This window comes from Streptomyces sp. BE20 (assembly GCF_036322525.1).
In the GTDB taxonomy this organism is placed as follows: Bacteria; Actinomycetota; Actinomycetes; order Streptomycetales; family Streptomycetaceae; genus Kitasatospora.
Map to the genome: position 1 here is coordinate 12,768 of NZ_JAQYWW010000925.1, position 13,330 is coordinate 26,097.

Sequence of the window (13,330 nt, forward strand, 5' to 3'; positions counted from 1 at the left end):
TCAGGACAGGGGGCACGCCCGCCCGGCTGTCCGCACATCAGACGGAAACCGATCGGTGTGCGACGGCCGGACGGGCCGGCGGCCCCGGCGGGCGGCGCGGACCGCGCCGCCCGTCGAGCACCGGCCAGCCCGCGCGCCCGGCCTCCGCCAGCAGTTCCGCCGAGCCGTTCACCACCACCGGGTGCCCGATCGTGCGGAGCATCGCGAGATCGCTCTCGTGGTCGCCGTACGCGAAACAGTCGGCCGGCCGGACGCCCCGCGCCCGGACCAGCGCCGCCACCGCGTCCGCCTTGGCCTGCCCGATCATCGGCCGGTCCACCTCCCCGGTCAGCACTCCCCCCGCCGCCAGCTGCTCGGTGCAGCGCACCGCGGCGGCGCCGAAGTCCTCCGCCACCGCCTCCAGCAGTGGGCGCAGCGACCCGGACACCAGGACCACCTCGTGCCCGAGGTCCCGGTGGCGGGCCAACGCGTCGAGGCTCGCCGTGACGAAGGCCGCGGCGCCCCGGCGGTACTCCTCGTACCACCGGCGTGCCGCCGACCGCAGCGCGGTGGCGGGCACGCCGGCGAACCGGCGGTAGTACATCCGGTTCAGCTCCTCGCGGGGCACGCCCGCGGCCATCGCCGCCCGGAGGTCCGGTGCCCCGGGCGGCGTCGCCCCGGGTCGCCGCGCCGGCCCGGTCGGGGCGGGCCCGGCGGTGCCGGGGTCCGTACGGGCGGGGTCCGTACGGGCGAGGTCCGTACGGGCGAGGTCCGCCGTCCAGAAGTCCCAGAACGCGAGCATCCCCTTGGCCGCGATCAGCGTCTCGTCGACGTCGAAGAAGGCGATCGGGGCGGGCGCCGTACCGCTCACGCCGCACCGCCGCCGGCGCCGAGGACCGTCTCCGCGTAGCCCCGGGCCGCCGCGTCCGGGTCGAGGGTGCGGTGCACCGCCACCGCCGCCGCGTCCCGCCAGGCGCGTTGCAGGACCGAGCCCGGGGCCTGCGCCCCGACACCGGCCGCGAGGAACAGCGCGTCCACCGCCTCACGGCAGAGCACGGCGGCGGTCGCCGCGTCACGACGGTTCTCGGCCACCGCGAGCGCGGTGATCTCCCCCCGGTCGGCCCGGGCGGCGGCGCCGTCGAGCAGCAGCCCCGCCGTGTGGATCCTGGCCGAGGCGTGCGTCAGCACGGTGTGCGCGGCCGGGTGCGGGTCGGCCGCGCGCCGGGCGCCGGCAGTCCATTCGCGCAGGGCGGCCCGGGCGATGCCCAGCAGCGGCGTGGCGAACACCAGGGCCGCGACCATCGGGTACGGCACGGTGTGGCAGCGGGCGGCGTCCTGCTGCGGGACGAGCAGCGCGTCCAGCGTGAGCGTGCGGTGGTCCGGGACGCGGACCCCGTCGGCGGCCACGGACGTGCTGCCGCTGCCGCGCAGCCCGGCCGAGTGCCAGGTGTCCAGCACCGTCAACTCCGAGCGGGGCACGGCGAAGACCCGGTGCTCGCGGCCTGCGGGACCCTCGGTCCAGGAGGCGAGCAGGATCCACTCCGCGTGGTCCGCGCCGCTGGCCGGCCGCCACTCGCCGTCGAGGCGCCAGCCGTCCCCCACCCGCTCGGCCCGGCCCTGCGGCGGGACGACCGCGGCCGCGATCCGGACGTCGGGACCGCCGCCCCAGAGGTCGCGCTGCCCCTCCGTCGGAAGGTAGGCGGCCAGCCGGCCGTGCGCCGCGTACAGGGCGGCGCACCAGGCGGCGCCCGCGCAGGACTCGGCCAGCGTCGACGCCCCGGTCGCCAGCGCCCCGAACTCCCCGGCGGTGCCGCCCCACCGGCGCGGGACGAAGTGGCGCGGGAAGCCGGCCCGGGTGATCCCGTCGGCGACCTCGCCGGTCAGCCGGCGCAGTTCCTCGGCCCGCCCGGCGTCCCGGCGGGCGGTCCCGGCCAGCTCGCCGAGCACCCGGACGTCGAGCACCCCGGCGTCGAGCCCCTCGGCCCGGACATCGCTCAGCATGCCGTGCCCTCCGCCCCGGCCGGCCCGGCCGCCGCGTCCGCACCCGCGCCCACCGGGCCCGCACCGGCCGGGCCCGGTGCCGCCGTCCGGCGCACCCGGGCGGCGGCGATCGGCCGGCCGTCCTGCACCGCCGTCAGGCGCAGCGCCCCGGCCGGGCCGCCGTCCGCCGGCTCGGCGACGATCGCGACCGGCGTCGTGAGCTCGCCGAAGGCGGTGAACACGGTGGCGAGTTCCCGCAGTTCACGGACCGCGTCACCGGCCCCGTACGCGGCGGCGGCCGCCTGCCGGAAGGCTTCCATCAGGACCATGCCGGGTACGTGGTCCACCGGGTGGTCGAACAGGACCGGGTGGTCCTCGAAGGGCCGCAGCCACCAGCGGTCGGGGCGGGCCGGGTCGGCGGCGATCACCACGTCACGGTCGGTCGTCTGCCCGACCCGCCGGGGCTCCGGCGGCACGGGCGCGGTCGGGGCGGTCCCGGGTTCCCCCGCCGCGTCGGCCGACCGCCGCCGGAGGGACGCGTAGCGGCCGGGTTCCAGCACCTCCCAGCGCATCCGGACCCGCCCCACCGGCCGGTGGCCGGCCCAGGCCAGGCCCTCGAGCGCGAACCGCTCCCGGCCGGGCCGGGGAGCGGCGGGCGGGCAGCGCAGGTCGAGGCCGACGTCCAGGCCGTCCGGGCCGGTGGGCGGCAGGGCCTCGTCGAGGTCGACGGTGAGCTCGTTCAGCACGAACGGGTGGCCGTAGGTGCTGCCGTGGAACCGGTGGGCCAGGTGGATCGCGGTCTGGCGGACCGTCTCGGCCAGCATCATCGGGTCGGACGCCGCTCCCCGCCGGTGACCGAGGTGGTGGTCGCGGAGCCAGCGCGCGGCGACCGCGAACCGTTCCTCCTCCAGCCGCACGGCGTCCGTCAGGAGCACCTCGGGGTCGGCGTGCTTGTGGACCGCCTCCCGCGGCAGGTGCCGGTCGAACCGCAGGCCGTTCCAGCCCTCCCGGAGCAGCGGACGGCGCTGCCCGGGCACCTGGGATGACAGGACGTTCATGAATTCTTCCTCCCCCATGTCGCGGCGACGGGAGCAGGCCCGCTATCTTTCGGTGCCTACCGGAGCGACAGCTCAGGAACATACCTTCTGGAAGGTTTACCGTCGAGGCGAAATTTTGCGCCACTCTGTCCAAATCGCCCCCGCCCTGACGATCCGGCACCACCGTTGACCCCACCATCACAGGAGCCGTCCATGCCCGAGCCGCAGACCACCTCCCCGTTCCCTGTGCGCAGAATCACCACCCGGCGGGGCCCCGACCCCAAACAGGACCGGGCGGCCCGCACCAAACTGCTGGTGCTGACCGCCGCCGCCGAACTCTTCTCGACACAGGGCTTCCGCCACACCTCGGTCAAGGACGTGGCGGACCGGGTCGAGATGACCAAGGGCGCCGTCTACTTCCACTACCCGACGAAGGAGGCGCTGGCCATCGCGGTGGTGGAACAGCACTACGCCCGGTGGCCGATGCTCCTGGAGGAGGTCACCGCCGAGGGGCGCGGGCCGCTGGAGACGGCCGCACGGCTGCTGGCGGGTGCGGCGGCGGCGTTCCGGGACGACATCGTCGTCCAGGCGGGCGCCCGGCTGCAGATCGAACGGCCGCAGATAGACGCCGAGCTGCCCACCCCGTACGTGGACTGGACCGAGCTGCTGACCGCGCTGCTGATCAGCGCCCGGACGGCGGGCGAGCTGCGGGAGGGGGTCTCGCCGCACGCGGCGGCGCGGTCGCTGGTGGCCGCGTTCTTCGGCACCCAGCACATCTCGGACGTGCTCCACGAGCGGGCCGACGTGGTGGAACGCTGGTCCGAGACCGCCGAGTTGCTGTTCCACGCGATCAGCGCGAGGTAGCACCCCGGGCGGGCCGGCCCGGCGGGCGCGGCCGGCGCACGCGGAAGCGCACCGCGGGCATCGCCGCGGTGCGCTTCACCGGGGGTCCGTCGGACCCCGGGTCCGGTCGACCCGGCCGGACGGGGGCCGGTCGGGGAGGCCGGACCGGTCAGGTGGTCTCCGGCCGCCGGCCCCGGCTGCCGGCCACGATCAGGCCGCCGGCGACGGCCAGCACCAGCAGGACGACGCCGAAGACCGTCGCCCCGTCGGTGAGCCCGACGGAGTCGCTGAGGTAGCCGGCCGACACCGGGAGCAGCCCGGCCGGCACGTAACCGCCCACGTTGAGCGCGGCGTTGGCCTCCGCCAGGCGCCGCGGCGGGACGGCGGAGTTCAGCAGCGAGAGACCGCCGAGCTGGCCCATGCCCTGGCCGGCTCCGGCGAGCAGGGCCGAGGCGACCAGCACGGGAACGGAGGAGGCGTGGACGGCGGCGATCAGCGTCACCATGGCCAGCGTGGTGGAGACCGCGCCGGCCATCAGGATGGTGCGCCGGCGCAGCTTCTGGACGGCGAACTGCACGGCGGTGGCGGTCAGGAACATCACGAACGCCATCGCGCCGGCCACGATCCGGCTGGTCGTGCCGAGCAGGCCGGAGAGCAGCGACGGGCCGAGCGAGAGCACGAACGAGGTCGCGGTGATGCCGGGCGCGAACACCGCGATGCCGAGGGCGAGTTGCAGGCCGTTGCCGCGCGGGACCCCGGGCACCCGGATCCAGGCGCCCTTCGCCGGCGCGGCAGGCCGGCGGACCGGCATCCGCAGCACCGCGAAGACCGCGGTGGCCAGCAGCACCGCCTCGACCACGAAGACGGTCACGGTCGGGCCGGGCGCCGTCTCGGAGAGCACCCCGGCGAGCAGCGGGCCGAGGCCCGCGCCGAAGACCATCGCGCAGGAGGCGAGCAGGGCGGCGAGGCGCTTGCGGGCCGGGCCCGCCACGTCGGTCACGGCCGCCATGCCGGCCGAGACCACGGCGCCGACCGCGATGCCGGTGAACAGCCGGGCCACGATCAGCGCGGCGACCGACGAGGCGGTGGCGAAGATCGCGCAGGCGGCCACCGCCAGACCCAGCGCGGGCAGCAGCACCGGCTTGCGGCCGAGCCGGTCGGAGACCACGCCGGAGACCAGCAGCGAGCCCAGCAGCCCGACGATGTAGAACGCGAACACGACGGTCAGGGTGCCCTTGGAGAACCCGATGTCCCGCTGCCAGACCACGTACAGCGGGGTCGCCGCGTTGGACAGGACGAACACCGCGGTCACCGGCCACGCGGCCAGCCACACCCACCAGGTGGGCGTCCCCACGGCCGCCCCCTGCTCCCTCCCGGGCGTCGGCAGGTCCGCCTCGGCGACCCCCTGCACCGACACCGTCCGACTCTCCGACATGGTCGCTCCCTCCGCCAGACGTAGTACGAGTTAACTCGAACATAGCATGCAGTACGATGAGACTCGTACAGGAGAGTCCGAAATCCTTTCGGCCCACGAGGAGTCGCCCATGCCTTCGACGCTGCGCCAGGCCCCGCCCTTCGTCGTCCTGCCGGAACCGGCCGACCTGCCCGAGGCGCTTCCCGAGCCGGCCGTCGAGGAGCTCAGGCTGGAGCTCGTACTCGGGGCCCTGAGCGACCCGCTGCGGCTCACCATCGTCCGCAAGCTCCTCCTGGAACGGGAGCGGTTCGACCACCCCTGCGGCTGGTTCGGGCTGGACCGGCCCAAGTCCTCGCTGACCCACCACTTCAAGGCGCTGCGCCAGGCGGGCGTCATCCGCCAGCGCCAGTACGGCCTGGAGCGGCGCAGCCACGTGCGGATCGACGACCTGGACGCCCGATTCCCCGGGCTCCTCGGACTCGTCGCCGACTGGACCCCGGACAGCCCCTGACCGGCGGGGGTCGCACCCCCGCCCCTGAACGGCCCCGGGCCCCCCGTACCCGGGGCCCCGCCGCCCCCGCTCGCACCGGGGGCGGCGGAACGCGGGCGGGCCGTCGTCCCCGTCGACGGCCCGCCCGTCGCCCACCCTCTCCGCACCCCTACCGCCCGTGCTCCCACAGTCCGCACCCCCGCAGTCCGCACCCCTCGCGCCCGTCGCCCGTCCGGCCGCACCGGACCGGCGACCGCCCCCACCCGTCGGTAGCGTGGCCGGGACGGCAAGGGCAGCGAGCAGCGGAAGGCGGGGCGGGAGCGATGGTCAGCGACATCGGCGGCGAACTCGATCTCACCGGGCTGCGACGCGTCTACGGGCGGCCCGGCCACCGGCTCTTCTACGCGCTCGTCTGCCGCAACGCCCGGCACTGGGGCTGGACCGAACCCGGCCAGTCCAAGTGGCGCTGCTGGCAGGCACAGCGCCGGCTGGAGGCCGTCCTGGGCCGCAAACTCGCGCTGCCGCCCGGCTCGCGCGTCCTGGACGCCGGAGCCGGCTCCGGCGTGGTCGCGCGCCGGCTCGCCGCCCGCCTCGGCCTGCGGATCACCGGCGTCGACGTCCTGGACTTCCACGTCCGCGAGGCACGCCGGCTGAGCGCCCTGGCCGCGCTGGAGGAACGCACCACGTTCAGCTGGGGCGACTTCCACGAACTCGACTACCCGGACGGCTCGTTCGACGGCATCTACTCGATGGAGACGCTCTGCCACTCCTACGACCCGGCCCGGGCGCTGGCGGAGTTCCACCGGCTGCTGCGCCCGGGCGGGCGGCTGGTCCTGCTCGGCCCCGTCGGGTTTCCCGCGGCGGAAGTCCCGGCGGACAAGCGGGCGTTACTGGAGCCGTACCTGGACGCGATGACGATGGTGGGCGCGAAGCGCTACGACACCCGCTCGCTCGGCGGGCTGATCACCGACGCCGGCTTCCGGATCGAGGAGGAGCTGGACGCCAGCTCCTACTACCGGCCCACCACGGAGGCGCTGTACGCCTACTTCCGGATCCCGTACGCGGTGCTGCGGCGGTTCGGGGCGACCGAACAGTGGCTGGCGCTGCGGTCGACGGTGGAGATGTACGCGCTCCGGGACCACATCGCCTGGCTGGTGCACACCGCCGTCAAGCCGTGAGCCGGTTCACGGCCCCGGCGTCGACGGACCGGCCCCCGGCAGCTGCGCGCCCAGCATTCTGAGCACCAACTCACCGTACCGGCGGCCCAGTTCCTCGGGCGTCTCACTGCTTCGGTCGGTGTACCAGCGGGACACGTCGATGCCCAGCGAGGTGACCGCGCGGGCGGCCGTCCGCACCTCGCCGACCTCGAAGACGCCCGCCGCCAGGCCCGCCTCGATCAGCCGGGTGACCTCGCGCTCGATGTCCAGGCGGAGCGCCGCGACCACCGCGTAGGCGTCCTCGGGGAGCGCGTGCAGCTCGTAGTTGACCACCCGGCCGACCGTCCGGGCCCGGGCGTGCCAGGCGGTGAACTCCTCGACCAGCCGCCGCATCCGCGTCACCGGGTCACCCTCGCCGGCCACCGCCGTCCGGACCAGCGCGAGGGTGGCGGCGTGGCCGACCCGGCTGATCTCGGCCAGCAGCGCGGCCTTGGACGGGTAGTGGATGTACAGCGCGGCCGGGCTCATCCCGGCACCGGTGGCGATGTCCCGGGTCGTGGTCGCGTGGAAGCCGCGCTCGGCGAAGGACTCCACGGCGGCCCGGAGCAGCCGGTGCGCCGCCTCGGGGCGGGTGTCGGCGCCACCGGGCAGCGTGGGCCAGAGCTCGGCGATGGGCGTGCTGGTCATGGCGCCATCCTCGCAGATCGATCGTACGGACATTCGCCCCGCAGGAGCCCGCGAGAGCCCGTAAGAGCCCACGAGGGCCGGCTCGGGCGGGACGGACCGGCGGCCCGGGACCAGCGGCCGCCCCGGCCCGACGGCTGTTGACAGGGTCACCCGCCGACACCATGCTAAGCAAGCGCTTAGTCACGGCCGTGCCGAGCCGCGCACAGGGCCGACCCCCGCCGAGAGGACCCCGTGGTGCACTCCTTCAAGGGCCAGGTGGCCGTCGTCACCGGAGCGAGCCGGGGCATCGGCCTCGGCATCGCACGCGAGCTGGTCGCCCGGGGAGCCAGGGTCTGCCTGACCGCCCGCACCCCCGGACCGCTCGCCGAGGCGGTCCGCGACCTGGGCGGTCCCGAGGTCGCCGTCGGCGTCCCCGGCAAGGCCGACGACCCGGCCCACCAGGAGGAGGCCGTCACCCGCACCCTGGAGGTCTTCGGCAGGCTCGACTGCCTGGTCAACAACACCGGCATCAACCCGGTCCACGGCCCGGTGCTGGCCACCGACGAGGCCGCCGCCGCCAAGATCCTCGCCGTCAACGTGCTGGCCCCGCTCGCCTGGACCCGCCGCGCGCACGCCGCCTGGATGGGCGAGCACGGCGGCTCGGTGGTCAACGTCGCCTCCGTGGCCGGCATCCGTGCCTCCCTCGGCATCGGCATGTACGGCGTCTCCAAGGCCGCGCTGATCCGGCTCACCGCCGAACTCGCCGCCGAACTCGGCGAGCAGGGCATCCGGGTCAACGCGGTCGCGCCGGCCGTCGTCAAGACCAGGTTCGCCGAGGCCCTGTACGAGGGCCGCGAGGACGAGGTCGCCGCCGCCTACCCGCTGGGCCGGCTCGGGGTCCCGGAGGACGTCGCGGGCGCCGTCGCCTTCCTGCTCTCCCCGGACGCGGCCTGGATCACCGGCCAGACGCTCGTCGTGGACGGCGGCGTCACGCTCGGCGGCGGCCTGTGAGCCCCGACCCGGGCCGGCATCCGGCCGCCGACCCCTCGCCGCACGCCGCCGCGCCCCCGTACGCCGGCCAGGGCGTGGTGGTCACCGGCGCCGGGCGGGGCATCGGCGCCGCCGTGGCCCGTGCCTTCGCCGCCGCCGGCGCCCATGTCGTGGTCAACGACCTCGACGCCGGGGCCGCCCGCGCGGTCGCCGCCGACTGCGCCGGCACCGCCGTCCCCGGCGACGCCGCCTCCGCCGAGGGGCTGGCCGCCCTCGTCGGCGCCGCCCGGACGGCGCTTGCCGAGCGCGGTGCCGAGATCGACGTCTGGTGCGCCAACGCGGGCGTCGCCCCGACCGGCGGCGCCGACGCACCGCCCGCCGCGTGGGCCGCCGCGTGGGAGGTCAACGTGCTGGCCCACGTCCGGGCCGCCGAGCTCCTCCTCCCCCGCTGGCTGGAACGCGGCACCGGGCGCTTCGTCGCCACCGTCTCGGCCGCCGGGCTGCTCACCATGCTGGGCTCGGCCCCGTACGCCGTCTCCAAGCACGGCGCCCTCGCCTTCGCCGAATGGCTGGCCGCCACCTACCGGCACCGCGGCCTCCGGGTGCACGCGCTCTGCCCGCAGGGCGTGCGCACCGCGATGCTGGACGGCACCGGCCCGGTCGGCGCGGCCCTGCTCGCACCCACCGCACTGGACGCCGACGACGTCGCCGAGGCGCTGCTGGACGGGCTGGCGGCCGACCGCTTCCTCGTCCTGCCGCACCCCGAGGTCGCGGAGTACACCGCCGTCCGGGCGGGCGACCCGGACCGCTGGCTGGCCGGGATGAACCGGCTGCAACAGGGACTGGAGAGGAGCGGAGCACTGTGAGGGCCTGGCAGGTCAGGGAGTTGGGCGAACCGCGTGAGGTGCTGCGACTCGCCGGGGGCGTCCCGCGGCCGGTCCCCGGACCGGGACAGCTGCTGGTCCGGGTCCGGGCCGCCGCCGTCAACTTCCCGGACGCGCTGATGGCACGCGGCCAGTACCAGGTGCGCCCTCCGCTGCCGTTCACACCCGGCGTGGAACTGTGCGGCGAGGTCGTCGGCGCCGACGGACCGTGGTGTCCGGGCGACCGGGTCATCGGCACCCCGTTGCTGCCGCACGGCGCCTTCGCCGAGTACGCCCTGCTGGACGCGACCGCCGCCTTCCCCGCTCCCGCGGCGCTGGACGACGCCGAGGCCGCCGCGCTGCACATCGGCCACCAGACCGCCTGGTTCGCCCTCCACCGCCGGGCGGCGCTGCGCCCCGGCGAGACGCTGCTGGTGCACGCCGCGGCCGGCGGGGTCGGCAGCGCCGCCGTCCAGCTCGGCCGGGCGGCCGGCGCGCGGGTGATCGCGGTGGTCGGCGGGCCCGGAAAGGCCGCCGCCGCCCGGGAGTCGGGCGCCGACCTGGTGGTGGACCGGACGGCCACGGACTTCGTCGCGGCCGTCCGGGAGGCCACCGACGGCCGGGGCGCCGACGTCGTCTTCGACCCGGTCGGCGGCGAGGCGTACACCGGCTCCACCCGGTGCGTCGCGTTCGAGGGCCGGATCGTGGTGGTCGGCTTCGCCTCCGGGCGGATCCCGGAGCCCCCGCTCAGCCATGTGCTCGTGAAGAACTACACCGTCCTCGGCCTGCACTGGGGCCTCTACGCCACCCGTGACCCGCAGGCGGTCCGCACCGCCCACGAGGAGCTCACCGCACTCGCCGCCGGGGGCGTGGTCCGCCCCGTGGTCACCGCCCGCCTGCCGCTCACGGAGGCGGCCGACGCCGTCCAGCGGGTCGCCGACGGCACCACCACCGGACGGCTGGTGGTGCTGCCCTGACGGCGCGGGGCGGCCGGGACTCCGCCGCCCCGGCCGTCACCGCCCGTCGGCGCCCCGCCGACCGGCTCAGCCGTCGGTGCCCCGGCCCGCCGCGCCGGCGGCGATCACCTCCAGGACCGGACGGGGGCGGCGGCCGAGCAGCGCCGCGAGGTCCCCCGGCCCGCCCGGCCCTGCGAGGAAGCCGTGCGCGACGGCCGAGTACGTGCCGGCCGTCATCGGCACCTGGAAGGACTCCGCACCGGAGGCCACGACGGCCGCCCGCAGTTCGGCGAGGGACCCGGGCCGGTACTCGACCGGCCGGTCCCCGGCCCGGCTCAGCGCCGCCGCGACGTCCGCGCCGCCCACCGCCTCCTCGCCGACCAGTTCGTAGACCCGCCCCGCGTGCCCGGCCGGCGCCAGCGCCACCGTCACGGCCACCTCGGCCAGGTCCTCCCGTGCGACGGCCGCCAGCCGTCCGTCGCCGAGCGGTGCGGTGATCACACCGTGCCGGTCCGGAGCGGCCAGGGCGCCCAGCAGCTCGGCGTAGAGGCCGTTGCGCAGGATCGTCCAGCGCAGCGTCGCCGACGCGCGCAGCCGGCGCTCGGTCCAGCGGTGGGCCAGCGCGTAGGCGAGGTGGTCGCCGTCACCGGAGAGGCTGGTGTACACGACGTGCTCGACCCCGGCCCGCTCGGCCGCCTCGACGGCCGCCCGGTGGCGGGCGATCACCACGTCGTCCTCCCCGTAGCCGGCCGAGATCAGCAGCAGCGTCCGCACGCCGTCGAAGGCCTCGTCCAGGGTCTCCGGCCGGTCGAAGTCCACGGCCCGGACCGGGACGCCCGGCACGGTCACCCGCTCCGGGTTCCGGGTCCCGGCCACCACACCGCCCGGGCCGTTGTCCGGCCCACCGGCCGACAGCCGGGCCAGCCGCTCCAGTACCAGGGCGCCCAGACCGCCGTTGACGCCGGTGACGAGAAGCATGGTTCCTCCGTGATCGAGAAGCGGTCGGCGGACGCCGACGGTCCGCCCCGGGCCGGCGGTCCCCGCCGCGCCCTGCACTGCGTCCATCCTCGATAACCTGGGCGTTCGGCGTAAGGAGGCACTTGCATGTCAGTAGGGCACACCGGCATAACCACCCCGGCCACCGCCCGTCCGGTGGTCTGGTGCGAGGACGGCGTGGACTGCGGCATCCGCGGTCTGCTGGACCGGCTCGGCGACAAGTGGTCCGTCCTGGTGGTCGTCGAACTCGCCCGGGGCGTACGGCGGTTCCGCGAACTCCAGCGCGCCGTTCCGGGGATCTCGCAGCGGATGCTGACGCTGACGGTCCGCCGGCTGGAACGGGACGGCCTGGTGTCGAGGACGGTCCATCCGACCGTCCCCCCGCAGGTGGACTACGAGCTGACGCCCGTCGGCCACAGCCTGACCCACCTGGTCCGCGCCATGGTGGACTGGTCCTACGACCACCACGACTCGATCGTCGCGTCACGGCAGGACTGGGACGCCGCCAACCCGGACTCGGACATCCGGTAGCCCGCAGGGAGCACCGCGCGAGGCCGGACGGGACCGCAACGGCGCACGAGGCCGGACGGCGGTCGCCCCGCCCGGCCCGCCCCCCGGCCCGGCCCGGCCGCGGTACGCGCGGAGGGTCAGCGCGCGTACTCCATCTCCGGGAACCTCGGCGACGGCCCGTCCAGCAGGTGGTCGTCGTGTCCGCGCAACCAGCGGTCGAGGAACGAGGCGACGTAGGACCGGGTGGCGAGCACCGCGCGGTCGGGGCGGACCTCGCCCACGTCGCCGCGCAGGGCCTCCGCGGAGACGGCGCCCTGCCGGGCGAGCTGGGGCAGCAGGGACTGGGCGTCGGTGTAGGAGCCGTGCCGGGATCCGGTCAGGGTGACGTCGGCCTTCCAGCCCCGGGTGTGCTGCCAGAACGAGGCCCAGCCGGGCTGGTTCCGGTAGTCGCCGGAGTCCGGGCTGCCCGTGCCCATCAGCAGGAACGGGCGGTCGAGGCCGTTCTCGGCCACGCTGCTCAGGTGCACCCCCGTCCCGTCCGGGCCGGGGAAGTGCAGCTGACCGTCCATGTTCACGCCGGCCTTGATCCGCGGGTCGTCGTGCATGCTCTGGGCCGCGGTGAACCCTCCGGCCGAGTGGCCGACCATGCCCACCCGGCCCAGGTCCAGCGAGCCCGCGAGGGCCGCCGGCAGCCGCCCGTCGGTCCGCAGCGCGCCCAGCTCGTCCAGGACGAAGCGGGTGTCGTCGACCCGCGTCTGCAGGGCCTTGCGGAGCAGCGCGCCGATGTCCAGACCGGGTCGGCCCACCATCGCCGGGAGCACCGAGGTGGCCAGGGCGCCCCCGGGGAAGGCCACTTCGGAGGCTTCGTAGGTGTGGTCGACGGTGACGACGACGTAGCCGCGCGAGGCGAGGTCCTCGACCAGACCGGTGCCCCACGTCCGGGGGTCGCCGAGCCCGGCCGAGTACAGGACCACCGGGCGCGGGCCGGCTCCGGGCAACGCGGGCGCGTCCTGCCGGGCGTGCGTGCGGACCCCCGACCAATCGGTGCGGCCGGGCTCCGTACCGTAGTTGAAGACGGACGCGCCGCCCGTACCCCCGAAGTGCTCGGCCGCACGCGGCACCATGTAGCGGGCCGGCTGCTCGTTCCCGGACACCGGACGGGTGGCCGGGTACCAGAGGCTGATCATCAGCTCGCGGGCGCGGTCCGGCTGCCACGGGTCCTGCCGCCCGGCGTCGGTGAGTCGCAGCGAGGTGGTCCCGACGGCGTACGGCCCGACGGGCCTGGGCAGCCAGGCCCGTGCCTGGCGTTCCGCGGCGGACGGCGCCGCCGCCGCGGCCGGGGCCACCGCCCCCGCGCCCAGGACGGCCGTCGCCGTCGCGGCCACCAGTACGGCGGCGATCCCCGTCCGCACGCCCCCTCCGTGTCCCCGCTTGCGCATGTCTCCCCGC

General features: G+C 76.1%; 14 protein-coding genes. 7 read left to right on the forward strand and 7 right to left on the reverse strand.

Translation table 11 applies throughout. The annotated features are described in order from the left end of the window. Positions 1–37: 37 nt before the first annotated feature. The 3 genes from PUR61_RS21465 to PUR61_RS21475 are packed head-to-tail and all read right to left on the reverse strand — an operon-like array spanning position 38 to position 3,017. Entirely contained in the window at positions 38–850 is an 813-nt protein-coding gene (locus tag PUR61_RS21465) for an HAD family hydrolase (protein WP_329880831.1), read from the reverse strand. Continuing rightward, positions 847–1,980: an oxidoreductase gene (locus tag PUR61_RS21470; protein WP_329880832.1), complete on the reverse strand. Its 1,134-nt coding sequence runs from the start codon at positions 1,978–1,980 to the stop codon at positions 847–849. Before PUR61_RS21470 ends, PUR61_RS21465 begins: the two co-directional genes overlap by 4 nt. Then, positions 1,974–3,017, reverse strand: a complete 1,044-nt coding sequence (locus PUR61_RS21475; protein WP_329880834.1) for a ScbA/BarX family gamma-butyrolactone biosynthesis protein — start codon at positions 3,015–3,017, stop codon at positions 1,974–1,976. Before PUR61_RS21475 ends, PUR61_RS21470 begins: the two co-directional genes overlap by 7 nt. Positions 3,018–3,209: 192 nt before the next feature. Between PUR61_RS21475 and PUR61_RS21480 the strand changes: the two genes are divergently transcribed. Next, positions 3,210–3,860, forward strand: a complete 651-nt coding sequence (locus PUR61_RS21480; protein ID WP_329880835.1) for a ScbR family autoregulator-binding transcription factor — start codon at positions 3,210–3,212, stop codon at positions 3,858–3,860. Positions 3,861–4,008: 148 nt separating this feature from the next. On the opposite strand, the gene PUR61_RS21485 is transcribed toward PUR61_RS21480, so the two are convergent. After that, positions 4,009–5,274 (reverse strand): MFS transporter, encoded by a 1,266-nt coding sequence (locus tag PUR61_RS21485; RefSeq protein ID WP_329880837.1) that lies wholly within the window; start codon positions 5,272–5,274, stop codon positions 4,009–4,011. A gap of 109 nt (positions 5,275–5,383) precedes the next feature. Here PUR61_RS21485 and PUR61_RS21490 point away from each other — a divergent pair, with 109 nt between their 5' ends. Both PUR61_RS21490 and PUR61_RS21495 read left to right on the forward strand, forming a co-directional pair. Continuing rightward, complete coding sequence (locus tag PUR61_RS21490) at positions 5,384–5,764, forward strand: ArsR/SmtB family transcription factor (RefSeq protein ID WP_329880839.1); 381 nt, start codon at positions 5,384–5,386, stop codon at positions 5,762–5,764. A 302-nt stretch (positions 5,765–6,066) separates the two neighbouring features. Then, on the forward strand, positions 6,067–6,921 hold the full coding sequence (locus PUR61_RS21495) for a class I SAM-dependent methyltransferase (protein ID WP_329880840.1): 855 nt from the start codon (positions 6,067–6,069) through the stop codon (positions 6,919–6,921). A gap of 6 nt (positions 6,922–6,927) precedes the next feature. Here the strand turns inward: PUR61_RS21495 and PUR61_RS21500 are convergent, their stop codons facing one another. Further along, entirely contained in the window at positions 6,928–7,587 is a 660-nt protein-coding gene (locus PUR61_RS21500) for a TetR/AcrR family transcriptional regulator (RefSeq protein WP_329880842.1), read from the reverse strand. Between the two features lie 231 nt (positions 7,588–7,818). On the opposite strand from PUR61_RS21500, the gene PUR61_RS21505 reads away from it, so the two are divergent. From PUR61_RS21505 to PUR61_RS21515, 3 genes are all read left to right on the forward strand, one after another. Continuing rightward, complete coding sequence (locus PUR61_RS21505) at positions 7,819–8,577, forward strand: SDR family oxidoreductase (RefSeq protein WP_329880843.1); 759 nt, start codon at positions 7,819–7,821, stop codon at positions 8,575–8,577. Between the two features lie 77 nt (positions 8,578–8,654). Further along, positions 8,655–9,422: an SDR family NAD(P)-dependent oxidoreductase gene (locus tag PUR61_RS21510; RefSeq protein WP_329880884.1), complete on the forward strand. Its 768-nt coding sequence runs from the start codon at positions 8,655–8,657 to the stop codon at positions 9,420–9,422. Continuing rightward, complete coding sequence (locus PUR61_RS21515; RefSeq protein WP_329880844.1) at positions 9,419–10,396, forward strand: NADPH:quinone oxidoreductase family protein; 978 nt, start codon at positions 9,419–9,421, stop codon at positions 10,394–10,396. The genes PUR61_RS21510 and PUR61_RS21515 overlap by 4 nt, the downstream gene beginning before the upstream one ends. Positions 10,397–10,462: 66 nt before the next feature. On the opposite strand, the gene PUR61_RS21520 is transcribed toward PUR61_RS21515, so the two are convergent. Further along, the gene (locus PUR61_RS21520) at positions 10,463–11,353 is read right to left on the reverse strand and encodes an NAD(P)H-binding protein (RefSeq protein ID WP_329880846.1); all 891 of its coding nucleotides are present in this window, start codon (positions 11,351–11,353) and stop codon (positions 10,463–10,465) included. A gap of 126 nt (positions 11,354–11,479) precedes the next feature. On the opposite strand from PUR61_RS21520, the gene PUR61_RS21525 reads away from it, so the two are divergent. Then, positions 11,480–11,902, forward strand: coding sequence for a winged helix-turn-helix transcriptional regulator (locus PUR61_RS21525; RefSeq protein WP_329880847.1), 423 nt, complete (start codon positions 11,480–11,482; stop codon positions 11,900–11,902). Positions 11,903–12,018: 116 nt separating this feature from the next. Here PUR61_RS21525 and PUR61_RS21530 read toward each other — a convergent pair whose 3' ends face one another. Next, positions 12,019–13,293 (reverse strand): alpha/beta hydrolase family protein, encoded by a 1,275-nt coding sequence (locus tag PUR61_RS21530; RefSeq protein ID WP_329880848.1) that lies wholly within the window; start codon positions 13,291–13,293, stop codon positions 12,019–12,021. Positions 13,294–13,330: the final 37 nt, after the last annotated feature.